Raw genomic sequence first — 22056 nt, forward strand, 5'->3', positions numbered from 1 at the left:
GGATCATCCGCCACGGCGCCAAGCTCCTGTTCGCCTATTCCGCCGCCACGGTGCCGAAAATCACCGTGATCCTGCGCAAGAGCTACGGCGGGGCCTACCTGGCGATGTGCGGCAAGGACCTGGGCGCCGACCGCGTCTATGCCTGGCCCACGGCCGAGATCGCCGTGATGGGGGCCGAAGGGGCGGCCGAGATCGTCTTCCGCAAGGAGATCGCCGAGGCGGAGAACAAGGCGGCCAAGCGGAAGGAAGTAATCGAAAAGTATCGCGAGGCGTTCTCGACCCCTTACGTGGCGGCGGGCCGCCGGCTGGTGGACTCCGTGATCGAGCCCTCCATGACGCGGCAGCACCTCGCCCAGGCGCTGGAATACCTCAACACCAAACGCTCCCTGCGGCCGGCCAAGAAGCATGGCCTGATCCCGCTGTAGGGCCGAGGACATACCCATGGCAAAGACGGTAAAGACAAGAGATTTGACCGAAATGCTGGAAAAGGTCGAGGCGCAGCTCGCGGCGCTGGCCGAGCGGGTCGAAAGGCTGGAGTCCCCGGCCCCCGCGGCCGCGGCCGCGCCCGTCGCGCCGGCGCCGGCGCCGGTGAGACCGGAGATCAGCGACGAGGAGATGGCGGCCGTATCGGCCGCCCTGGCCGCCTATCTGGGGGTGCGCGTGCGCATCCGGCGCATCCGGCTGCTCAGCTCGCGGGCGTGGGCGCAGCAGGGGCGCGTCAACATCCAGGCGTCCCATACTTTACAATAACGAGGAGGCGGCGTGAAACTGAACATTACGATTGATGGCAAGAACTACGAGGTGGATGTCGAGGCCGTGGAGCCCGAGGCCGCCGGTCCCGGTCGCGGGATCGGATTCGGGCTCGGGCCGATCCGCGTGCCCGCCGCCCCCGTCGCCGCCCCCGCGGCGACGTCCCAGGCGCCGGCCGGCGGGAACGTGAACGAAGACAAGGTCTGCCGCAGCCCGGTGTCCGGCATCGTGATCAAGCTGACGGCGCAGGTAGGGCAGAGCATCCAGGCCGGCGATGTCCTGATGGTGCTCGAGGCCATGAAGATGGAAACGAATATTACGGCTCCCGCCCCCGGAAAGGTCGCGGCCATCCCCGTCAACGCGGGGGACAGCGTCCAGTCGGGCCAGGTGCTGGTGGAGTTTGAATGATGACGAACGCACAGATGGAACAGATCCCCGGTTTTCTCTTTTTTGACCATATCGCCGTCAGCGTCAGGCCCGGCGAGCTGGAGGCCCACGTCCAGGCCTACAAGACCATGGGCTTCAGGGAGCTGCACCGCGAGGAGATCCTGGGCACCGACCAGGTCCGCGAGGTGCTCCTGCAGGTGGGGGACGGCCCCAACCTGCTGCAGTTGATCGAGCCCCTCAACGAGGGTTCCCCCGTCGCCAAACAGATCGAGAAGAACGGCGGCCGGGGGGGCATCGTCCACATGGCGCTGCGCGTCCGGGATATCCAGAAGGCGTTCGACCACCTGCAGGCGAACGGCTTCAAGCTCGTCGACAAGGCCCCCCGCAAGGGATCGCGGGGAACGATGGTCTTTTTCGTCCACCCCAAGGCCACCGAGAACGCCGCGTTCGGGTACCTGCTGGAAGTGGTACAGGAGGGCGCCCATGACGGACACTAGCCCGGACCGCGAACCGCTCAGCCTGGCCGCGGAGTTTCCCGCCACCCCGACTTCGGAGTGGGAGGCGGTGATCGCCGCCGACCTCAAGGGGGCCGATTACGAGAAGAGGCTGGTCCACAGGACCGAGGAAGGGATCGCGCTGCGCCCCTACTACCGGAAGGACAGCCTCGCGGGACTGGAGCCGCAGCTCTCTTTCCGTCGCGGGAAGCGGGGGTGGGAGATCGCCCGGGAGGGTGAGATCGACCCCGGCGCCGTCCGCGCCGATCTCCTGCACGAGGCCGGGGCGCACGGCGTCCAGGAGCTGGCCTGGGCGACGGCCGCGGGGGTGGAGCGGCTCGCGGAACTCGCGGCCGCGCAGCCGGTGGACCAGGCCGCCCGCGCCGTCACCTTCGTCTTCGCCGTCGGCCCCGCCTACTTCATGGAGATCGCCAAACTGCGGGCCGCGCGCCTCCTCTGGGCGCAGGTGTTGACCGCCTTCGGCGCGAAGGACCCGGACGGGGGGGCGATGCGGATCCACGCGCGCACCCCGCGGCGCAACAAGAGCCTCTACGACCGGCACACCAACCTGCTGCGGGTGACCACGGAGGCGCTCTCGGCCGTCATCGGCGGCTGCGACCGCCTCACCATCGATCCCTTCGGCTTCGACCCGCACCTGGCGGTCAACATCCAGCGGATCCTCCAGGAGGAGACGCACCTGGACGCGGTGGCCGACCCGGCCGGCGGGTCCTACTACGTCGAATCCCTCACCGACTCGATGGCGCGCGCCGCCTGGGACCTGTTCCGGCAGGTGGAAGCCGAGGGGGGCTACTCGAAATCCCTCGCCTCCGGTTCGATCGGCAAGGCCGTCGCCGCCGCGCGCGCCGCGCGCACCCAGGCGCTCTCGAGCCGCCGCCGCAGCCTGGTCGGGGTGAACAACTACCCCAACCTCACCGAAAAGGAGGCTCCGGAAGGCCCGCCCGTCACGGAAACCTCTTCCCCCCTCCCCGCGGCCCGGGTCGCCGAGCCGTTCGAGGCGATCCGCCGGCGAACCATCGAACACGCGCGGGCGACCGGACGGTATCCCAGGGTGCTGCTGCTCACCCGCGGCGACGTCAGGATGAAGGGCGCGCGCTCCAATTTCTGCCTCAATTTCTTCGGCTGCGCCGGCTTCGACATGACCGTGTCGGACCGCTTCGAGGGGGTGGAGGCCGACATGATCGTCCTCTGCAGTTCCGATCCCGAATACGCGGAACTGGCCCGGGAGGTCTGCCCGAAGGTGACGGTCCCGGTGCTGGTCGCCGGCAACCCCAGGGAGCAGATCGAGGCGCTTCGGGCCGCCGGCGTCGGGGGCTTCGTCCACGTGGGGAGCGACGCCGTCGCGACCCTGACGGAATGGCAGGACAAACTTGGAATGAGGAGCGGGCAATGAAACCGGATTTTACGAAAATCGACTACAAGCTGAGCCCGCGGCCGGCCGTGGCCCCGGACTCCGGGGACCGGGCCGCCGCCTGGATGACGACCGAGGGGATCGCGGTCAAGCCCGTGTACACGGCCGCCGACCTCGAGGGGATGGAACACCTCGACTACGCCGCCGGCATCCCGCCGTTTCTGCGCGGGCCCTATGCGACCATGTACTGCATGCGTCCCTGGACCGTCCGGCAATACGCGGGATTCTCGACGGCGGAAGAATCGAACGCCTTCTACCGGCGCAACCTCGCCGCCGGCCAGAAGGGGCTCTCGGTCGCCTTCGACCTGGCCACCCACCGGGGCTACGACTCGGACAACGAGCGCGTGCTGGGAGACGTCGGCAAGGCCGGCGTGGCGATCGACTCGGTCGAGGACATGAAGATCCTCTTCGACCAGATCCCCCTCGGCCAGATGTCGGTGTCGATGACCATGAACGGCGCCGTGCTTCCCGTCATGGCCTTCTACATCGTCGCCGCCGAGGAGCAGGGGGTGAAGACGCAGGACCTGGCCGGGACCATCCAGAACGACATCCTGAAGGAGTTCATGGTCCGCAACACCTACATCTACCCTCCCCTCCCCTCGATGCGCATCATCGGCGACATCTTCCGCTACTGCTCCGCCAACATGCCGAAGTTCAACTGCATCTCCATCAGCGGCTATCACATCCAGGAAGCGGGCGGCACCGCCGACATCGAGCTCGGCTACACGCTGGCCGACGGGCTGGAGTACATCCGCACCGGGATCACGGCGGGGCTCGACATCGACAAATTCGCCCCCCGGCTGAGCTTCTTCTGGGGCATCGGCATGAACCACTTCATGGAGATCGCCAAGATGCGGGCGGCCCGCATCCTGTGGGCGAAGATCATCCGCGCTTTCGACCCCAAGAACCCGAAATCGATGGCGCTGCGGACCCACTCGCAGACCTCCGGGTGGAGCCTGGCGGCGCAGGACGTGTTCAACAACGTCCCGCGCACCTGCGTGGAGGCCCTGGCCGCGGCGCTCGGGCATACCCAGTCGCTGCACACCAACGCGCTGGACGAGGCGATCGCGCTGCCGACCGATTTCTCGGCCCGCATCGCGCGCAACACCCAGATCTACCTGCAGGAGGAGACGGACATCACCAAGGTGGTGGACCCGTGGGCCGGGAGCTACTACGTGGAGGCCCTGACGCGGGAGCTGATGCAGAAGGCCTGGCGCCACATCCGGGAGATCGAGGAGCTGGGCGGCATGGCCAAGGCGATCGAGACCGGCATCCCCAAGATGCGGATCGAGGAGGCGGCCGCACGGCGGCAGGCGCTGATCGATTCCGGACGCGAAACCATCGTCGGGGTCAACAAGTACCGGCCCGAGAAGGAGGAGGAGCTCGACGTCCTGGTGGTGGACAACCAGGCGGTGCGGGAATCGCAGCTGCGCCGGCTGGCCGCAACGAAGGCGGGGCGGGACCAGGCGGCGGTGGACGCCGCCCTCGGCGCGCTCACCCTCGCGGCGGAGAAGGGGGATGGGAACCTGCTCGACCTCTCGGTCGAAGCCGCGCGCCGGCGGGCGACCCTGGGGGAGATCTCCTCGGCGCTCGAAAAGGTTTTCGGGCGCTACCAGGCGGTCAACCGGACCATTTCCGGAGTCTACTCCTCGGAGAGCCGGCAGGACCCGGAATTCCGGAAGGCGGCGGCGCTGGCGGAGGAGTTCGCCAGGGCCGAAGGGCGCCGGCCCCGCATCCTGGTCGCCAAGATGGGTCAGGACGGCCATGACCGCGGCGCGAAGGTGGTCGCCACGGCGTTCGCCGACCTCGGCTTTGACGTCGACGTCGGCCCGCTGTTCCAGACGCCGCGCGAGGCGGCGCGGATGGCGGTGGAAAACGACGTGCACGCCCTGGGCGCCTCTTCCCTGGCCGGGGGGCATGCCACCCTGGTCCCGGAAGTCATCGCCGAACTCAAGAAGCTGGGCCGGGAGGACATCCTGGTCTTTGTCGGCGGCGTGATCCCGCCGCAGGCGTACGAGGAGCTCTACCGGGCGGGGGCGACCGATATTTTCGGCCCCGGAACGGTCATTCCCCTCTGCGCCCAGAAGGTGCTGAAGGCGCTGATGCAGCACGCCGGCGCCTGATTTTGCAGGCCCCCGGGCCGGGAAGACGCTTCCCCGGCCCGGGGGCGGAGGTACCCTTACCTTGACCGCCATGGCCGAAAACGCCCGACACCCTCGCACCCCGGCGCGCCGGCGCCTGCCGCTCGAACGGTACGTGGAAGGGGTCCTCGGCGGAGACCGGACGATCCTGGCCCGCGCCATCACCGTCGTCGAGAGCGATCTCCCCTCCGACGGGGAACTCGCGGCCCGCATCCTCGACCGCCTCCTCCCGCACGCCGGGCGGAGCCGCCGGGTCGGCATCACCGGGGTTCCCGGGGTCGGCAAGAGCACCTTCATCGACGCGCTGGGCATGCACCTGATCCGCGATTGCGGGGAGAACGTGGCGGTGCTGAGCGTCGATCCCTCGAGCCCGATTTCGGGCGGCAGCATCCTGGGGGACAAGACCCGGATGGAACGGCTGGCCGTGGAAACGGACGCCTTCATCCGCCCCTCCCCGTCCCGGGGCCACCTGGGAGGGGTGGCGCGGCGCACGCGGGAGACCATGCTCCTGTGCGAAGCCGCGGGCTACCGGAACATCCTGGTGGAGACCGTCGGCGTCGGCCAGTCGGAAACCGCCGTCCGCTCCATGACCGATTTCTTCCTCCTCCTGATGCTGGCCGGGGCGGGGGACGAGCTGCAGGGGATGAAGCGCGGCATCATCGAGATGCTCGACGGCATGGCCATCACCAAGGCGGACGGGGACAACAAACGCAAGGCCGACCGCGCCCGGATCGAGTACGCCGGCGCGCTCCATCTCTTCCCCGCCCCGGCCGACGGGTGGCTCCCCCCCGTCCTGACCTGCTCCTCCCTCCACGGCGAGGGGATCGCGGAGGTCTGGCAGATGATCCTGGACCACCGGCGGCTGATGGAGCGCGGGGGCCTGCTCGCCGAGAGGCGCAGCCGCCAGGCGCTCGCATGGATGAACGAACTTCTGATGCTGGGCCTCGAGGAGTCTTTCCACGCCGACCCGAGGGTCGCCGCCCGTCTGCCCCGTCTCAGGGAGGAAGTCCGGCGCGGCGAGGCCACGCCGTTTGCCGCCAGCCGTGAACTGCTCCAGCTTTTCAGGCAGCATCTGCAGCCCTAACCCTTCAATTGACTCGAGGGGGGATCGGAGTATAAAATCTGTGACTGTTAAATTTCTGAACACTGGAGCTATATCACGGAATATAAAGATCTTATGAATCAGATGTTAAATCCCTTAACAGTCCGCGACAGGCTCCGCCTTGTTGCCGCTTTTGGCATAATATCTTCATTTTCTATAATTTAACCAGATCGGCCGGTGTGGCCCAAAGATTGCATTGATGCCATCGGACACATAATATCAATCGCCGGAGATCACCCAATCCCCGGCCATGAAAGGAAGAAACGATGAGCATACAACCCAGAGTTTTGATAGTGGACGATGAAGCCGCACTGCGCCGTCAGGTCATGGTCGGGCTTGCCCAGCATGGATTCGAGGTCGATGAATGCGAGGAGGGACTCTCCGCCCTGTCGAAGATCAAGGCGGCCGAATCGAGGCGGAACCCCTTCGGCTGCGTCGTGCTCGACCTGCGCCTCCCCGACATCGACGGGCTGAAGATCCTTTCCGTGCTGAAATCGATCTACTCGGAGCTCCCGGTGGTCGTCATTACGGGTTACGGCAACGACGACACGATCAACGCCGTTCACAGCCACGGCGGCAGCACCTACCTCGACAAGCCCTTTGAAATGGACGAGTTGGTGGCCCGGATCAAGGACCTGGTCCCGTCCGGAGCCGTCCGGCCCGAACCGAAGGCGGCGGAGGAGCCGAACGAACAGGCGAGCGGGCTGGTCTTCATCCGCGGGGAAAAGGAAGCGGACCTGCCGGAGATGTTCTCGAAACTCTACTACGCGGACGGCGTGTGTTACTGCGACCCCGTGGTCGGCGACTGGGACATCGTCCTGCTGGTGCAGGCGCACAACCGCCAGGACCTCCAGCGGCTGGTGGAAGGGCACATGAAGTCGCTCGAGGGGGTGCAGCGCTACGAGCTCCACTGTTCGGAAAAGCCCGCCATACCGCGGGAACTCGAGGAGTTCATCCAGGACTACGAAAAGGTCCAGGCGATGAACGAGGAGGGCGGCGGGGCCGCCGGCGGGCGCAGCCTGCGCAAGACCGCGTCCTACGCCATCCTGGACGTCGACCCGGCGAAGCTCTCAAGCCTTTACATGAAGCTTTATTTCACCGACAACGTGGTCCACTGCGACGTGACCGACGGCGGGAAGCACATCATCCTCCTGCTCGAGGGGGCTTCCACCCAGCAGATCCAGAACACGATCCGCAGCGAGATCCGCCTGATTCCGGGCATCCTCCGGATCAAGCAGCTCAACACGTTGAATTTCTCATCCAAGTAAGCGTGGAGCGGTCAGATCATGATTCAGCCAGATGAAAGCGTCCGGGTACCGGCCGCGTTTGAACGCATGCTGTGGCGGCACCGGGGTGAGCCGGGGATGCTCATCCCGCTGCTCCAGGCCGCGCAGGACAGCTACGGCTACGTCCCGGAATCCGCCATCGGGCAGATCTCGGACATCACCGGGATCCCCACGGCCGAAATCTGCGGCGTCATCACCTTCTACAAGCAGTTCCGCACCAAGCCGCTGGGCAAGCACATCATCCGCCTCTGCAAGGGGACCGCGTGCCACGTGGTCGGGGCGGAGACGATCGGGCAGGTGATCTCCGACGAGCTCGCGGTCGCCCCGGACGAGACGACGGGGGACGGGGTGTTCACCTACATGGTCGTGGCCTGCCTGGGATGCTGCAGTCTGGCTCCCGCCCTGATGATCGACGACCAGACTCACGGGCGCCTGACGCCCCAGTCCGTCCGGAAGCTGCTGCGCCAGTACCGCCGTGACGCTGCCAAAGCTGCCGCGCCGGCCGGGCCTTCCGACGGCGAGCGGCCCGCGACGGCCTAGCCTCTCCATCACCGCGGCGTTTCCGGGAGGCCCGGAAACGGGGGCAGGCGGCTTATCGACCCGGGCGCGGAGCCCGGGGTTATCTTCGGAGGTTTTATGCGGGAAGTTTTAGTGGGGCTCGGGTCCTGCGGGCTGGCGGCCGGGGGCCTCAAGGTCTATCAGAGGTTTGCGGAGGTCCTGGGCTCCGACTCCAGCGACGCGCTCCTGAAAAAGACCGGCTGCATCGGCATGTGCTACGCCGAGGTCCTGGTCGAGGTCAAGGACGGCGACGGCGGCAGCACTTTCTACCGGAACGTGACCCCGGACCGGGTGGAACGCATCGTCGAAGAGCACGTCCGGAACGGCCGCCCGGTGGCCGGCTGGGTCCTCGACTCCGCCGGCGTCCAGTCGAAACAGCGGCGGATCGCCCTGCGCAACAGCGGTATCATCGACCCCGACAGCCTGGACGAATACCTGGAGCGCGGCGGGTACCAGGCGCTCGAACGCGCGCTCACCCGGATGACGCCGGAAGAGGTGGTCCAGACGATCGCCGACAGCGGGCTGCGCGGCCGCGGGGGCGCCGGGTTCCCCACCGGAACCAAGTGGCGGCTCGCGGCCGGGTCCCGCGACACGCACAAGTACGTGATCTGCAACGCCGACGAGGGGGACCCCGGCGCCTTCATGGACCGGAGCCTGCTCGAAAGCGACCCGCACTCGATCCTCGAAGGGATGGCCCTGGCGGCCTACGCCATCGGCGCCGACGCCGGCTACATCTACGTGAGGGCAGAATACCCGGAAGCCGTGAAAAGGCTCAAGCACGCCATCTCCCAGGCGACCGCCCGCGGGCTGCTCGGCAGCAACATCCTGGGAAAGGGGCTGCATTTCGACATCAAGCTGAAGGAGGGGGCCGGCGCCTTCGTCTGCGGCGAGGAAACCGCCCTGATCGCCTCCATCGAGGGGAAGCGCGGCATGCCCAGGGTGAGGCCCCCCTTCCCCGTCGAGGCGGGGCTCTGGGGACACCCTACCTGCATCAACAACGTCGAGACGCTGGCCAACGTGGCCTGGATCGTCCTCCACGGCGCCGACGCCTTCAACTCCCTCGGGACGGAGGGGTCGAAGGGGACCAAGGTTTTCGCCCTGGCCGGCAAGGTCAAAAACGGCGGGCTGGTGGAAGTCCCGATGGGAATGACCATCAACGAAGTCATCTACGGCATCGGCGGCGGCACGCTCACCGGCGGGCCGTTCAAGGCGGTGCAGATGGGAGGGCCGTCGGGCGGCTGCATCCCGGCCAGCCTCGGCGACACCCCCATCGACTACGAACAGATCACCGCCACCGGTGCCATCATGGGCTCGGGGGGCATGGTCGTCATGGACCAGACCACCTGCATGGTGGACGTGGCCCGCTTTTTTCTCTCCTTCACGCAGAACGAGTCGTGCGGCAAGTGCACCTTCTGCCGGGTCGGGACCAAGCGCATGCTGGAAACCCTCGAACGGATCTGCGCCGGAAAGGGGAAGGAAGAGGACATCGCCCTGCTGTCGGAGCTCGGGGAGCAGATCAAATCGAGTTCGCTCTGCGGGCTGGGCCAGAGCGCGCCCAACCCGGTGCTCACGACCCTGCGCTATTTCCTGGACGAATACCACGCCCATATCCGGGACCATAAATGCCCGGCCAAATCGTGCCTCGCCCTGGTGCAGTTCGCCGTCATCCCGGAAAAATGCATCGGGTGCGGGCTCTGCATCGCCGCCTGCGCCGTGGGCGCCATCACCGGTGAAAAGAAGCAGCCGCACACGATCGACGACGCCAAATGCATCCGCTGCGGCAAATGCATCACGGTCTGCAACGTGGGGGCCATAGAAAAAAGATAGGGGCAGGGTCCGCGGACGTCGCCCATAAAGGAAACAGGTAGGAAGATGGCAATGGATACCGAAAAGAAGACCCTTCGAGTGGAACTGACGATCAACGGCCGGAAGGTGTCGGGGGACCCGGGCCAGACGATCCTGGACGTGGTGCGCGCCGGTCAGCTCGACGACATCCCCACCCTGTGCCACGACCCCCGGCTGGAGCCGTACGGCTCCTGCTTCCTGTGCGTGGTGGAGGTCAAGGGCTCGCCCCGGCTGCTGCCGTCCTGCGTGACCCGGATCCGCGACGGGATGGAGGTCACCACCCGGAGCGACCGGATCGTCACCGCGCGCAAGACGGCGCTGGAGCTCCTCCTTTCGGACCACTACGCCGACTGCGTCTGCCCCGGCCAGCGCGCCTGTCCCGCCGGGGTCGACATCCAGGGCTACCTGAGCCTCTCGGCCCTGGGGTACCACGACGAGGCGCTCGGCCTCATCCGCGAACGGAACCCGCTCCCGGTCGTCTGCGGCCGCGTCTGCGTCCGCAAGTGCGAGGTCGCCTGCCTGCGCAACGAGGTGGACGAGCCGGTCGGCATCAACTTCATCAAGCGCTACGTCGCCGAAAGCCACGGCACCCCGCCCCTCAAGCCTGCCGATCTCCCCGATTCCGGCAGGAGCGTGGCCGTGGTGGGCGGGGGCCCGGGCGGGTTGAGCTGCGCCAATTACCTGGCCCTGCGGGGGCACCGGGTGACGATCTTCGAATCCCTCCCCAAGCTCGGAGGAATGCTGCGCTACGGCATCCCCGAATACCGGCTGCCGCGCGAGCAACTGGACCGGGAGATCCAGGGGATCCTCGATCTCGGCATCCGCGTGGAGACCGGGAAGGCCCTCGGCAGGGACTTCACCCTCGAGAGCCTCCGCGGCGCCGAGGGGTTCGACGCGGTCTTCGTCGCCCTCGGAGCCCCCCTCGGCAAGAAGATGGGGCTCGAGAACGAGGACTCCATCGTGGGGGTCCGTTCCGCCCTCGACTTCCTGCGCGACTGCGAACTGGAGGGGAAGCCGGAGCTCCAGGGGAAAGTGGTGGTGGTGGGGGGGGGGAATTCCGCCATCGACGCGGCCCGGACCGCCCTGCGCTGCGGCGCGGAGGAGGTGACGATCGTCTACCGCCGGACCCGCGCCGAAATGCCGGCGCACCACGAGGAGGTCGACGCGGCGGAGGCCGAGGGGGCGAAGATGGAACTGCTGGCGGCTCCCCTGGAACTGATCGCGGAAAACGGCCGGCTCCGGGGGCTGCGCTGCCAGCGCATGGAACTCGGGGAGCCGGACGCGAGCGGGCGGCGCAAGCCGGTCCCGATCCCGGGGGCCGTCGTCGACATCGACTGCAGCTACATCTTCGCCGCCATCGGGCAGGACACCGACCTCTCGGCCCTCGCAGGGGACCCCGAGGACGCGCGCCCGGCGGCCAACCGCTGGGCCACCCTGGAATCGAACGCCGCCACCATGGAGTCGAGCGTCCACGGGGTGTTCACCGGCGGAGACGTGGTGCTGGGGCCCTCGACCGTCATCGACGCCATCGCCCACGGGCGCCGGGCGGCCCTCGCCATCGACCAGTACCTCACCTGCGGCGAGGCCGTCGGCCCGGAACCCGACTTCAAGAGCCGCCGCGACTTCTTCGGCGAGATCCCGAAGGAAACCTTCGCGGCCGTGGAGCCCGAACCGCGCTGCCGGATGCCCGAACGCGGGGCGGTGGAGCGCGTGCGCGACTTCCGGGAGGTGGAGACGGGACTGGACGAGCCGCACACGAAGCACGAGGCCGCGCGCTGCATGGAGTGCGGCTGCAAATCGGTCTTCCACTGCGACCTCAAGCGCTACGCCGGGGAATACGGGGTGGATATCGCCCGCCTCTCCGGCGAGGTGCGCCGTCACGAGGTCGACCGGAGCCACCCGCTGATCTCGCTCGACCCGAACAAGTGCATCCTCTGCGGCCGCTGCATCCGGACCTGCTCCGAGATCGTGGGGCTCGGAGTCCTGGGCTTCGTCGGCCGGGGGTTCGACACGACCGTCCGCCCGGCGCTCGGGAAATCGATGGCCGAGAGCGACTGCATCGCCTGCGGCGCGTGCGTCGAGAGCTGCCCCACGGGCGCCCTCGAAGCCCGGTTCCAGTACAGCCGCCAGGGGCCGTGGAAAACGACCCGGGTCCCCTCGGTCTGCACCTTCTGCTCCGTCGGCTGCCGCCTCGACCTGAACGTGGCCGCCGACGGCCTCCTGTGGGCGACCGCCCCGAACACGCTGGCCGACGGCAGGGGCGAGCTCTGCCGCAAGGGGCGCTTCGGCACCGGCCTCGTCCAGGGGCCCGACCGCCTGAAGAAGCCGCTGGTGAGAAAGAACGGCAAGCTGGAGGAAACCGGGTGGGACGAGGCCATCGAGGCGGCCGCCGCGGCACTCGGCAAGGGGGTGAAGACAGGCGGCGCCGAATCGGTCGCCATCCTGGCGGCCCCCCGGATGACGATCGAGGAGTCGTACCTTGTCGCCCGCATCGCCGCCTCCCTCGGGACGGGCCGGGCCGGCAGCTACGGCCGCTCCCGGCGCGGCGGCCCCCGCCACGACCTGGACGGCCTGCTGGGCCGGACGGCCTCCACGTGCGCGATGGAGGACCTGGCCGGCGCCGATCTCATCCTCGTCGCCGGGGCCGACCCGGGCGCCACGCACCCCGTGCTCGGGATGGCCGTAAGGCGGGCGCTGCGCGAAGGGGCGGGAATGATCTCGGTCAACTCCGGCCCGATCGACCTCGTGCGCCCCGAGGACCTCTGGCTGGACGCGCGCCGCGGCACCGCGGGCATCCTCTACGGGACGATGATGGCCCACCTCCTCGGCCGGCCCGGGACCGGAAACGGGCTCCCGGGGATCGGGGCGCTCCGCGAATCGATCTCGTCGCTGACGCCGGAGAGGGCGGCCGGGCTCTCCGGGGTGGAGGCGGCGAAGATCCAGTCCGCCGCGGACCGGATCGCGCACGCCCGGAAGGTCGTCGCCGTCTACGACCTGGACGAAACCCTCGAACGTTCGGTCGACGACCTCAAGGCGCTCGCCCAGCTCCTGGCCCTGACGGGTCACCTGGCGGGGCCGGGCGAAGGGCTGCTCCTGCTCCACTCGGACTGCAACAGCGTCGGGGCACGGCTGGCGGGCATCGACGGCGCCCTGGAACCCGACCGGGCGCGGACGGCCCTGGTCCTGTTCGAGAACCCGCTCGCCGATTACCGGGCGCACCGGGAGTTGGCCGGAATCGGGTCGTTCGTGGTAATGGACCATTTCATGACCGAGACGGCGCGGGCGGCCGACGTGGTCCTCCCGGCGGCGACGCTGGCCGAGAGCGAGGGGACGGTCGTCAGCTTCGACGGCCGGATCGGCACGCTCGACAGGGCGAGCAGCCCGGCGGGAGGGATGGCGAACGTGGACATCCTGGCCCGGCTGGCGGCCGCGCTCGGGGCGCCTGACCTTTCGCCCGACCCGGCGGAACTCCGCCGGGCGCTGGCGGCCGGACTCGGACTCGACGCCGCGGAGCTGGAGAGAGTCCGCGGGCGGGGGGGCGCGTGGCCGGCCGAAGCCGTATCGATCCGGAGCCTGGAACCGGTCCGGATCGATTCCACGGCGTCGACGGCCAACATCTTCCCCTACGCCACCCTGGACGCCGTCCTGGAGAAGAAGCTTGCGGAAATGGAATAAGCGTTAGATAGTAGTCGGTAGCCGGCGGCCGCTTTCGACCCGCCGCCGGCTACTGGCGGACTCTTTATGGTGGATCGGCTTTTCCTCGAGAAGGAGCTCTTCGGCAGGCTCGGATGGTTCATCAAGATGCGGTGGGGGTTCATCGCCGGGCTGCTCCTCGCCACCCTCCTCTGCCGCCTGTTCGGTGTCGACCTCCCCTACAGGGGCATCCTCGCCGTCGGCGGGCTCATCTTCATCTACAACCTCGGTTTCTTCCTGCGCCACCGCGCCATCGAGCGCAGGGGGATCCACTACGCCTGGCGCGCACAGCGCGCGGCCAACCTGCAGATCTGCGCCGACTATCTCTCCCTGACCGCCGTCGTCCACTACGGCGGAGGGGTGGACAACCCGTTCATCCTCCTCTACCTGCTGCACGTCATGATCGGCAGCCTGATGCTGCGTCGGCCGCAGGTATGGGCGCAGGGACTCTTCGCCTTCCTCCTCTTCCTGTCGGTGGTCCTGCTCGAATACCACGGCGTCCTCCCGCACTACGCCGTCGGTGAGCTGGGCCCCCGGTACCAGAGCGCCTGGTACATCCTGGCCGTCAGCGCCGCCCTGCTCGTGACCCTCTGCAGCCTCATCTACATGAGTTCGGCCATCATCCAGGACCTGCGCGACCGCGAAGCCCGGATCACCCAAGCGAGCGCGCTGCTCGAGAAGAAATCGTCCGACCTGGAGGCGGCCAACCGCGAGCTGCGGGAAAAGCAGCACCAGCTGGTCCAGTCGGAAAAGCTGGTGTCGCTCGGGAGGCTCTCGGCCGGGATGGCGCACGAGATCAACAACCCGATCCAGTTCATCCAGGGGAACATGCGCATCCTGGGCGAGGCCATGGACAGCATGCTTCCCGTCGTGGACCGCCACGCCGAGGCCCACCCCGGCTTCAAGGTCGCGCGCCTCTCCTACCCCGTCTTCCGTCAGCACATCGCCACGCTGCTCAAGGACATGTCGAGCGGGACGGTACGGATCGCCGACATCGTGCGCGACCTCAAGAAATTCGCCCGCTCGGAGGAGCCGTCGGTCGCCGACCCGGTCGACCTCAACGAATCGGTCGGGGCCAGCCTGCGCCTGGTCCACAACAAGATCAAGCGCCACAAGGTCATCTGCGAGCTGGACCCCGACCTGCCGAGGATCCCGGGGAGTGCCAGCAAGATCGGGCAGGTGATCGTGGCCAACCTGATCAACGCGGCGGAGGCTCTGGGGGACCGGCAGGACGGCGTCATCGAGCTGCGCACCTCGACCGGCCCGGACGGGCGGGTTTCGCTCTGCATCGCCGACAACGGCCCGGGAATGACGGAGGAGGTCCAGCAACGCCTGTTCGACCCCTTCTTCACCACCAAGCAGAACTCGGGCGGCATGGGGCTGGGCCTCTCGGTCGCCTACGGCATCATAAAGGACCACCAGGGATCGATAGAGGTGGATTCGAAACTGGGGGAGGGCACGACGCTCACTCTCTCCTTCCCCCCCGCGAGGAGTGAAGGGGCATGAAGCGCATCCTGGTGATCGACGACGACGCCGCCGTCCTCAACTATTTCATGATCTTCCTGGCCCAGACCGGGCGCTACGACGTCCAGACCCTCGGCGACAGCACCCAGGCGTTCGACGTCATCGATTCGGGGAATTTCGACGCCATCATGCTCGACATGGACATGCCCGTCGTGCATGGCCGCGAGGTGCTCCGGTACGTGAAGGAAAAACACCCGCACATCGAGGTGATCGTGATCACGGGGGTGGAGGATGTCGAACTCGCCGTGGAGTCGATGAAGGCGGGGGCCTACGACTACCTCTGCAAGCCGATCGACGAGGACCGGCTGCTGCGGCTCCTGGATCACGCCCTGGAGCGTTCCGAGCTGCGCACGGAGGTGGACAGACTGCGCGACGAGGTCTCCCTGGAGGGGTTGCGCCACAAGGAGGCGTTCGAGTCGATCCTCACCCGGAACCGGGGCTTTTTGCGCGTGCTGCAGCGCGTGGACCAGATCGCCGAAAGCGAGAACTACGTCCTGATCTGGGGGGAGAGCGGAACGGGGAAAGAGCTGGTGGCGCGCGCCATCCACCGGATCAGCCGCCGGCGCGACCGCCCCTTCATCGCCGTCAACGCCGGGACGTTCGCCTCGGAGCTCTTCTCCTCCGAATTCTTCGGGCACGAGCAGGGAGCCTTCACGGGCGCCACCCGGACGAGGGCGGGGTTCTTCGAAAAGGCGAACGGCGGCACCCTCCTGCTCGACGAGATCGGGGAGCTGGAGCTGCCGGTGCAGTCCAAGCTGCTGAGGGTGCTGCAGGAGGGGGAATACTTCCGGCTCGGGTCGACCGAAAAGCGGGGGGCCGACGTCCGCATCATCGCGGCCACCAACAAGGACCTCGCCGACGAAATCGACAAGGGGAGGTTCCGGCGCGACCTGTACTACCGGCTCAATATCTGCTCCGTCTTCCTCCCGCCGCTGCGCGACCGCGAGGGGGACATCGAGCTGCTGGCGAACTGGTTCCTCGACAAGCACAACCGGGCGAATGCGAAGTCGATCTCCCTGATCGACTCCGACGTCATCGAACTCCTGGAACTGTACGATTTCCCCGGCAACGTGCGGGAGCTCGACAACATCATCGCCGAGGCGGTGGTGGTGGAGTCGGGCCGGAGTCTTTCCTCCCGCTCCCTCCCCCGTTACCTCCATAACGCCGTCAGCGGCCCGCGCACGGGCGCCTCCCGCGCCGCTTCGGTGCCCCCGGCGGAGCGCAAGACCCTCCACGAACGGGAGGCGGAGCACATCCGCCGGATGCTGGAGCTGACCGGGGGGAACCGCACCGCGACCGCCGAGATCCTCGGCATCTCCCGGGTCTCCCTGATCTCCAGGATCAAGCGCTACGGCATCGACATCCCCCCCGCGGGCGGGGGCGGCCCCGATTCCTGACCGGCCCCCGTTCCTATGAGGCGGCTGCCGACCTCGTCGCTCCCCTCGTCGTAGACGACGATCTTGAGCATCGGGTTGGACACGGTGAAGTGTGCGATTTCTGATTTGAAAATGGGGCGGGCATGCGGATAGAAAAACTCGACCACGGGGAGGAAGAGGTCCGGCGGCGCCTGCTCGCCTTCCTCCGGCCGCACGAATCCGAGTGCCTGTTCCTCACCGGGAACCTGAAAAACCGTTTCCCCGGAACCCACCTCTATGCCGCCCGGGGGGCGGGGGAGTGGCTGGGGGTGGGCGGGTATTACGAGGAACCGCGCGCGGTCGTGCTCGGGGCGGCGGCGGACGCGGCAGCGCGGGAACTCGCCTCGGAACTGGCCGCGCGCCATCCGGGCCTTCAGAGCCTGTGCGCCCCGGCCGGCCCGGCAGCCGCCGCCTGCCGGGTCCTCGCCGGGATGGGGTGGCGTCACGCAAAGGACCCGCGCTGCCTGCTGATGGAGCTCGACTCCCCCCCGCCGCCGCAGGAATTCGAAGGCCTGGTCCGGCCCATCAGGCTCGGGGACCACATCCCGGTCGTCAAGCTCCTCCGCCAGATCCACAACCGTCCCCCCGGAGCGCCGGTGACCGAGCACGAACTCCGGGCGCTGATGATGAACCCCCTCTGCCTGGTGCTGGACGCCGGTTCCGGCCCGGTCGCGACCGCCCAGACCAACGGCATGGGGATAGCGGCCTTCCAGATCCTCGGGGTGGCCACCGACCCGGCCCACCGCAACCGGGGATACGCCCGGGCGGTCTGCGCCTCCCTCATCCGGGCGATGTGGAGCCGGGGCGCTCGCCGGGCGGTCCTGTTCACCGGACGGGACAACCCGGCCGCCCTGGGGTGCTACCGCCGGATCGGCTTCCGCGCCGCGGGGGGATACTGGGTGGCCCGGCTGGTGCGGGGCGGGGAGAGAGTGTCCACTCCCTGGTGAGGCCGCGCGCCGGGCGGTCGGCCGCTTCCAGCCGAGGGCGGCAAATACTGATTGTGCCGGGTGCTCCCCAATGGTAGCCTTGATGCAGGTGGAAACCAGCCCTCTGCTTATGCCTGTGGACTCTGCATGGAGCCTCATCCACCCCCAATTGATACGAGGAGGGCTTTTTTTTTGCGCATTCACCTGGTCAACCCCAGCGACGTATCCTTCGGCATCGGCGTGATCACGCCGCGATGGCTCTACGTTCTAGCCGGCGCCACCCCGCGCACCTACGGCGATCCCCTGATCCACGACGAAACCCTGAACCCCTTTGATCCCGAACAGGTCGAGCCGGGGGAAGTGGTCGGCATCGGCATCCACACCAGCAACGCCTGGCGCGGGTACCAGATCGGGAAGAGGGTGTCCGAGCGCGGGGGCATCCCCGTTTTCGGCGGAATTCACGCCACCCTGTACCCGGAAGAGCCGGGCAGGCTGGGGGGCGCCGCCGCGGTCGTGCGCGGGGACGGCGACCTCGCCTGGGGGCAGGCGCTCTCCGACTGCGCGGAGGGCAAGCTCCAGCCGGTCTACGAGGGGGGCATCATCGACGCCGCGGATTTCGCCATCCCGCGCTGGGATCTGCTCCGGCCCGGTTCCTACATGTGGGCCTCGGTGCAGACCATCCGCGGATGCCCGAAGCACTGCTCCTTCTGCTCGGTCTGGCGCACCGACGGCCAGAAGCCGCGCCAGCGGCCGGTGGACCCCGTCATCGAGGAGGTGGTCGCCCTGCGCCGCATGGGCTACCGCTTCATCGCCCTGGCCGACGACAATTTCTATCCCGTCACGCTCCGGGACCTGGAAGTGGCGGCGGCGCGCGAGGACAAGACCCGGTACGAGTGGCTGAGCGCGATCCGCGCGGAACGGTTCGAACTCATGGACCGGCTCGCCCGCATCGGGGGAGACCTCATCGCGTTCACCCAGATCACGATGGAGGCGGCCGAAGACGAAGAGTTCCTCACCGCCATGAAAAAGGCCAACATCAAGGGAGCTCTGGTGGGGGTCGAATCCATAAACGCGACCGGCCTGGAGAGCATGTACAAGGGGTTCAACCTGAGCGGGGAGAACCTGGTCGAGCGCCTGAAGAAGTTCCGGGTCGCCGATATCCACGTGCTGGGGTCGTTCATCTTCGGCCTCCCCAGCGACACCGAGGACACCTTCAGGGCCACTTCGGACCTCGCCGACCGGGCGGAACTGACCTTCGCGCAGTTCGTCCCGCTGACGCCCTTCCCGGGAACGATCGATTTCGAGAAATGGGAAAAGAGCGTCCAGGAGGCCAATCCCGGGGTGGACACCCTCCCCCTGACCCGCAACTGGCTGGTCCCACCCGACCGCAGGCCCAAGATCTACCTGCCGCACCCCACCATGTCGCCCGAGGAAATCCGCAGGCACACCCAGGAGGTGTGGGGGAATTTCTACAGCCTGCCCAAGATCTGGAACCGCTCCAGGTGCGTGTCGAAGATCCGGTCCCGGATGGCTTTCGTCCTGATATCCAAACTCTACCGCCAGATGTACGCCAACACCGGGATCGCGACCGAGAGCGCCCACCGTTCGCAGGCGGTGCGCTGGGCCCGCCTCATCGCCCGCCCCTGCCGTGCTCTTTTTTCGGCGCGTCCTCTGCCGGACCTGCAGGTGCCTGCGCCCTCGCGGAGGTAGGGGCGGTCACCATGCGGCGGCTCCCCGCCTTGCGCGCCTTGACCGTCGGATGAGACTCCCGGTAACGGGCGATGTCCGAGGCGGTCACCGATACGCGAGCACGGACCGGCCCTTCGGCCTCCTCGCTCTGCAGGTCGGCCAGCAGCTTCTGGTAGCAGAGGTCCGGGGCTTCCTGGACCATCAGTTCCGACCCCCGGAACAACCCGCTCTCGATTTTCATCACGATCAGCCGGAGGTCCTTCCCCTTCTCTTCGAGGTGAAACCCGTACTCCATGCATCCCTCCTGGGGGATGACGCCGATGTATCTGAGCTGAAATGCGAGGTGTGTCGCCATGCCGGTCCTTGCCTCGGGAGAAAGACATTGCATAAATCCAGGAACGCGGGGAACAAGCAGCAGCGTCTGGGCGATGGATTCGACTTAAACAATAGTATACACCTTCCGGGGCCGGAACCCTATCGGAATGCGCCGGCACTCCCCATTTGGATTTATCCCGCCGCAGTGCTATACTTGCCGGGTTCGCAAACCGCATCCGCACTGTACCCGGTGAAGTGAATTTCCTATTAAATCTTGGGCTGAGAGTGCACCTTGGCTCATCGTGCCAAGGAGTCTCTTTTTGCAGAGTTTTGACCATTTTCCGCTTCATCCGAACATCCACGCCGCCATACGCGCGGCCGGTTACCATCACCCCACGCCGATCCAGCAGCAGGCCATCCCCCTGGCGCTCCAGGGGCGCGACCTGCTGGGTCTGGCCGAAACGGGCACGGGAAAAACAGCCGCCTTCGTCCTGCCCATGCTGCAGCACCTCGAGTCCCACCCCGCGCGGGGCGCGCGGGTCCTGATCCTGGAACCGACGCGGGAACTGGCGGAACAGGTGCACGAGTCGATCGTGAGCCTGGGCCGCGGGGGCCGGGTCCGGAGCGCCACCGTCTACGGCGGCGTCAGCCGGGTGTCCCAGGTCAGAAACATCCGGAGCGGCAGCCAGGTCGTGGTCGGATGCCCCGGACGGATCCTCGACCTGATCGGGGAGGGGGACCTGGACCTCGGGGCCATCGAAATCCTGGTGCTGGACGAGGCGGACCGGCTTTGCGACATGGGCTTTCTGCCCGACGTCCGCCGCATCCTGCGGGCCCTTCCGGCCCGCCGCCAGACCATGCTGTTCTCGGCCACCATGCCGGGAGACATCCGGACGCTGGCGGACACCATCCTGCGGAACCCGGTCCACGTCCAGGCCGGCGCGCTGGCGCCCGTCAAGAGCGTGGCCCATTCCCTCTACCCGGTCGCGGAAACGATGAAATCGGGGTTGCTGCTGGACCTGCTCGGACGGACCCCGACCGGGAGGGTGCTGGTCTTCACCCGGACCAAACGCCGGGCCGTCCGCGTGGCGGACCGCCTGGCCAAAAACGGCTACCGTGTCTCGGCCCTTCAGGGGGACATGGCGCAAAACCGGCGGCAGTCGGCCATCAACGGGTTCCGCAGCGGTAAATACGACATCCTCGTGGCCACCGACATCGCCGCCCGCGGCATCGACATATCGGAAATCTCCCATGTCATCAACTTCGACATGCCCGATACCCCGGACGCCTACACCCACCGGATCGGGCGCACGGGGCGGGCGGGTTGCACGGGGGAGGCCTTCACCTTCACGGTGGCGGACGACGAACCGCTCGTGCGGCAGATCGAGAGGATTTTCGGATCCCGGATCGAGCGCCGCCGGGTGCCGGGTTTTGCCGCCGCGGAGCCGGCCCCGCCGACCCTCGCCGCAGCCGCAGCCGCCCCTCGAACGGAACGGAGCAGGAGCTTCAGGCCGGGTCTCGCCGGAGCCAGGAGGAGGGCGCACGCCCGGTAGACGGCGGCAGGAGCGCGGCCCCGGGAGCGGACTTCATTGAGAGCAGGACAGCGCCGGAACATTCCGGCAGGACGGGAGAAGAAACATGGGAAAAAACCTGTTTGTGGGAAACCTTCCTTTCTCGCTGGGCGAGGAGGAACTTCGGGGCATGTTCGAACAAAAGGGGAAGGTGGATTCCCTGACGGTGATGCGCGACCTGGAAACGGGCCGATCGCGGGGGTTCGCCTTCGTGGAGATGTCCACCGAGGAGGAAGCGGCCAGGGCCATCGAGGAATTGAACGCGTTTCCGATCAACGGCCGGCCCCTGGCCGTCAACGAGGCCAAACCCAAACCGGAGCGCCGGGGCGGCTTCGGAAAAGGGGGGAAACGAACCCCGGGACGCCATCGCGAACCCCGCTGGTAAGCGTTCCCTGCCGGGGCCCGAGGCCCCGGACCCTTCCCGCCCGCCCCTCGGGACGCCGTGCGCCGCGCGGGCGCTTCAGCGCCTCTTGCGGCGGTGAAAGGTCTTCCTGGGCCGGCTGGCGGGGCGGTTTCCGTCATCCTGGGGCACGTTGGCGGCGGCCAGGGGAACCGGGCTGCCACAACGCGAACAGTGATAGTTGTCGCGCTGCAGCGCCATGAGCGGGATTCGCGACTGGAAACCGCAGTGCGGGCAGGCGATATAGGCTTCTCCTCTTGCCATGATGGACTCGTCTCCTTTCACGCGCCCGGGGGCGGCCGTCCGGACTCTCCGGGCGGCGCCGCGGGCGGCGCATTTCCGATGCTTACAGGCTCCGTCGGTTGCGGATCCGGGGCTGCTGCGCCTGCGGGATACAGAAAAGGCCGCTTCCCCGCGCAGGGGGTCTGCGGCCCGTTCGACCTGCGAAATGTTACGGAAGCCCCACAGAGAACAGAATCATACCCTATCCCGGGGCGGAATCCAAATTCCCTTGAGGCACGCTCCTGCTGA

At 67.6% G+C, this 22056-nt stretch carries 19 protein-coding genes; 17 read left to right on the forward strand and 2 right to left on the reverse strand.

The genetic code is table 11. From position 1 onward, the window contains the following. From GXY47_04890 to GXY47_04960, 15 genes are all read left to right on the forward strand, one after another. Positions 1–425 (forward strand): acyl-CoA carboxylase subunit beta (locus GXY47_04890; protein NLV30474.1); only part of this gene is annotated, 425 nt, incomplete at its 5' end. Positions 426–441: 16 nt separating this feature from the next. After that, positions 442–750, forward strand: coding sequence for a hypothetical protein (locus GXY47_04895; protein ID NLV30475.1), 309 nt, complete (start codon positions 442–444; stop codon positions 748–750). 12 nt (positions 751–762) lie between these two features. Continuing rightward, positions 763–1158 carry an acetyl-CoA carboxylase biotin carboxyl carrier protein subunit gene (locus GXY47_04900; GenBank protein ID NLV30476.1) on the forward strand — a complete coding sequence of 132 codons (396 nt, stop codon included), beginning with the start codon at positions 763–765 and terminating at the stop codon, positions 1156–1158. Next, the gene (locus GXY47_04905) at positions 1158–1634 is read left to right on the forward strand and encodes a glyoxalase (protein NLV30477.1); all 477 of its coding nucleotides are present in this window, start codon (positions 1158–1160) and stop codon (positions 1632–1634) included. Before GXY47_04900 ends, GXY47_04905 begins: the two co-directional genes overlap by 1 nt. Then, the gene (locus tag GXY47_04910) at positions 1621–3042 is read left to right on the forward strand and encodes a hypothetical protein (protein ID NLV30478.1); all 1422 of its coding nucleotides are present in this window, start codon (positions 1621–1623) and stop codon (positions 3040–3042) included. Before GXY47_04905 ends, GXY47_04910 begins: the two co-directional genes overlap by 14 nt. After that, positions 3039–5183 carry a methylmalonyl-CoA mutase gene (gene scpA / locus GXY47_04915; protein ID NLV30479.1) on the forward strand — a complete coding sequence of 715 codons (2145 nt, stop codon included), beginning with the start codon at positions 3039–3041 and terminating at the stop codon, positions 5181–5183. The genes GXY47_04910 and scpA overlap by 4 nt, the downstream gene beginning before the upstream one ends. A gap of 70 nt (positions 5184–5253) precedes the next feature. Then, positions 5254–6285, forward strand: a complete 1032-nt coding sequence (meaB, locus tag GXY47_04920) for a methylmalonyl Co-A mutase-associated GTPase MeaB (GenBank protein NLV30480.1) — start codon at positions 5254–5256, stop codon at positions 6283–6285. Between the two features lie 284 nt (positions 6286–6569). After that, positions 6570–7571, forward strand: coding sequence for a response regulator (locus GXY47_04925; GenBank protein NLV30481.1), 1002 nt, complete (start codon positions 6570–6572; stop codon positions 7569–7571). An 18-nt stretch (positions 7572–7589) separates the two neighbouring features. Then, positions 7590–8129: an NADH-quinone oxidoreductase subunit NuoE gene (nuoE, locus tag GXY47_04930; protein NLV30482.1), complete on the forward strand. Its 540-nt coding sequence runs from the start codon at positions 7590–7592 to the stop codon at positions 8127–8129. A 96-nt stretch (positions 8130–8225) separates the two neighbouring features. Continuing rightward, positions 8226–9974, forward strand: a complete 1749-nt coding sequence (locus GXY47_04935) for an NADH-quinone oxidoreductase subunit NuoF (GenBank protein NLV30483.1) — start codon at positions 8226–8228, stop codon at positions 9972–9974. 51 nt (positions 9975–10025) lie between these two features. Beyond that, the gene (locus GXY47_04940) at positions 10026–13667 is read left to right on the forward strand and encodes a molybdopterin-dependent oxidoreductase (protein NLV30484.1); all 3642 of its coding nucleotides are present in this window, start codon (positions 10026–10028) and stop codon (positions 13665–13667) included. 66 nt (positions 13668–13733) lie between these two features. Next, positions 13734–15191: a hypothetical protein gene (locus tag GXY47_04945; protein NLV30485.1), complete on the forward strand. Its 1458-nt coding sequence runs from the start codon at positions 13734–13736 to the stop codon at positions 15189–15191. After that, positions 15188–16606 carry a sigma-54-dependent Fis family transcriptional regulator gene (locus tag GXY47_04950; protein ID NLV30486.1) on the forward strand — a complete coding sequence of 473 codons (1419 nt, stop codon included), beginning with the start codon at positions 15188–15190 and terminating at the stop codon, positions 16604–16606. The genes GXY47_04945 and GXY47_04950 overlap by 4 nt, the downstream gene beginning before the upstream one ends. Positions 16607–16728: 122 nt before the next feature. Continuing rightward, on the forward strand, positions 16729–17571 hold the full coding sequence (locus GXY47_04955; GenBank protein ID NLV30487.1) for a GNAT family N-acetyltransferase: 843 nt from the start codon (positions 16729–16731) through the stop codon (positions 17569–17571). A gap of 171 nt (positions 17572–17742) precedes the next feature. Beyond that, positions 17743–19260, forward strand: a complete 1518-nt coding sequence (locus GXY47_04960; GenBank protein NLV30488.1) for a B12-binding domain-containing radical SAM protein — start codon at positions 17743–17745, stop codon at positions 19258–19260. Here GXY47_04960 and GXY47_04965 read toward each other — a convergent pair. Next, positions 19181–19594 carry a hypothetical protein gene (locus GXY47_04965; protein NLV30489.1) on the reverse strand — a complete coding sequence of 138 codons (414 nt, stop codon included), beginning with the start codon at positions 19592–19594 and terminating at the stop codon, positions 19181–19183. The two genes, GXY47_04960 and GXY47_04965, sit on opposite strands and share 80 nt — an antisense overlap. A gap of 280 nt (positions 19595–19874) precedes the next feature. On the opposite strand from GXY47_04965, the gene GXY47_04970 reads away from it, so the two are divergent. Both GXY47_04970 and GXY47_04975 read left to right on the forward strand, forming a co-directional pair. Further along, entirely contained in the window at positions 19875–21107 is a 1233-nt protein-coding gene (locus GXY47_04970; GenBank protein NLV30490.1) for a DEAD/DEAH box helicase, read from the forward strand. 85 nt (positions 21108–21192) lie between these two features. Next, positions 21193–21510: an RNA-binding protein gene (locus GXY47_04975; GenBank protein ID NLV30491.1), complete on the forward strand. Its 318-nt coding sequence runs from the start codon at positions 21193–21195 to the stop codon at positions 21508–21510. A gap of 75 nt (positions 21511–21585) precedes the next feature. Here GXY47_04975 and GXY47_04980 read toward each other — a convergent pair whose 3' ends face one another. Further along, a complete protein-coding gene (locus GXY47_04980) occupies positions 21586–21789 on the reverse strand; it encodes a hypothetical protein (protein NLV30492.1) in 204 nt (67 codons plus the stop codon). Positions 21790–22056 lie beyond the last annotated feature (267 nt).

This window comes from Acidobacteriota bacterium (genome assembly GCA_012729555.1).
Lineage (GTDB): Bacteria > Acidobacteriota > UBA6911 > UBA6911 > UBA6911 > UBA6911.

Excerpts from the sequence above, each read along its gene's own strand:
- scpA (NLV30479.1), top strand. The coding sequence starts at position 3,039 with ATGAAACCGGATTTTACGAAAATCGACTACAAGCTGAGCCCGCGGCCG.
- nuoE (NLV30482.1), top strand. The coding sequence starts at position 7,590 with ATGATTCAGCCAGATGAAAGCGTCCGGGTACCGGCCGCGTTTGAACGC.
- GXY47_04955 (NLV30487.1), top strand. The coding sequence starts at position 16,729 with ATGCGGATAGAAAAACTCGACCACGGGGAGGAAGAGGTCCGGCGGCGC.
- GXY47_04940 (NLV30484.1), top strand. The coding sequence starts at position 10,026 with ATGGATACCGAAAAGAAGACCCTTCGAGTGGAACTGACGATCAACGGC.
- GXY47_04910 (NLV30478.1), top strand. The coding sequence starts at position 1,621 with ATGACGGACACTAGCCCGGACCGCGAACCGCTCAGCCTGGCCGCGGAG.
- GXY47_04925 (NLV30481.1), top strand. The coding sequence starts at position 6,570 with ATGAGCATACAACCCAGAGTTTTGATAGTGGACGATGAAGCCGCACTG.
- GXY47_04945 (NLV30485.1), top strand. The coding sequence starts at position 13,734 with ATGGTGGATCGGCTTTTCCTCGAGAAGGAGCTCTTCGGCAGGCTCGGA.
- GXY47_04950 (NLV30486.1), top strand. The coding sequence starts at position 15,188 with ATGAAGCGCATCCTGGTGATCGACGACGACGCCGCCGTCCTCAACTAT.
- GXY47_04975 (NLV30491.1), top strand. The coding sequence starts at position 21,193 with ATGGGAAAAAACCTGTTTGTGGGAAACCTTCCTTTCTCGCTGGGCGAG.
- GXY47_04895 (NLV30475.1), top strand. The coding sequence starts at position 442 with ATGGCAAAGACGGTAAAGACAAGAGATTTGACCGAAATGCTGGAAAAG.
- meaB (NLV30480.1), top strand. The coding sequence starts at position 5,254 with ATGGCCGAAAACGCCCGACACCCTCGCACCCCGGCGCGCCGGCGCCTG.
- GXY47_04905 (NLV30477.1), top strand. The coding sequence starts at position 1,158 with ATGACGAACGCACAGATGGAACAGATCCCCGGTTTTCTCTTTTTTGAC.
- GXY47_04965 (NLV30489.1), bottom strand. The coding sequence starts at position 19,594 with ATGGCGACACACCTCGCATTTCAGCTCAGATACATCGGCGTCATCCCC.
- GXY47_04935 (NLV30483.1), top strand. The coding sequence starts at position 8,226 with ATGCGGGAAGTTTTAGTGGGGCTCGGGTCCTGCGGGCTGGCGGCCGGG.
- GXY47_04980 (NLV30492.1), bottom strand. The coding sequence starts at position 21,789 with ATGGCAAGAGGAGAAGCCTATATCGCCTGCCCGCACTGCGGTTTCCAG.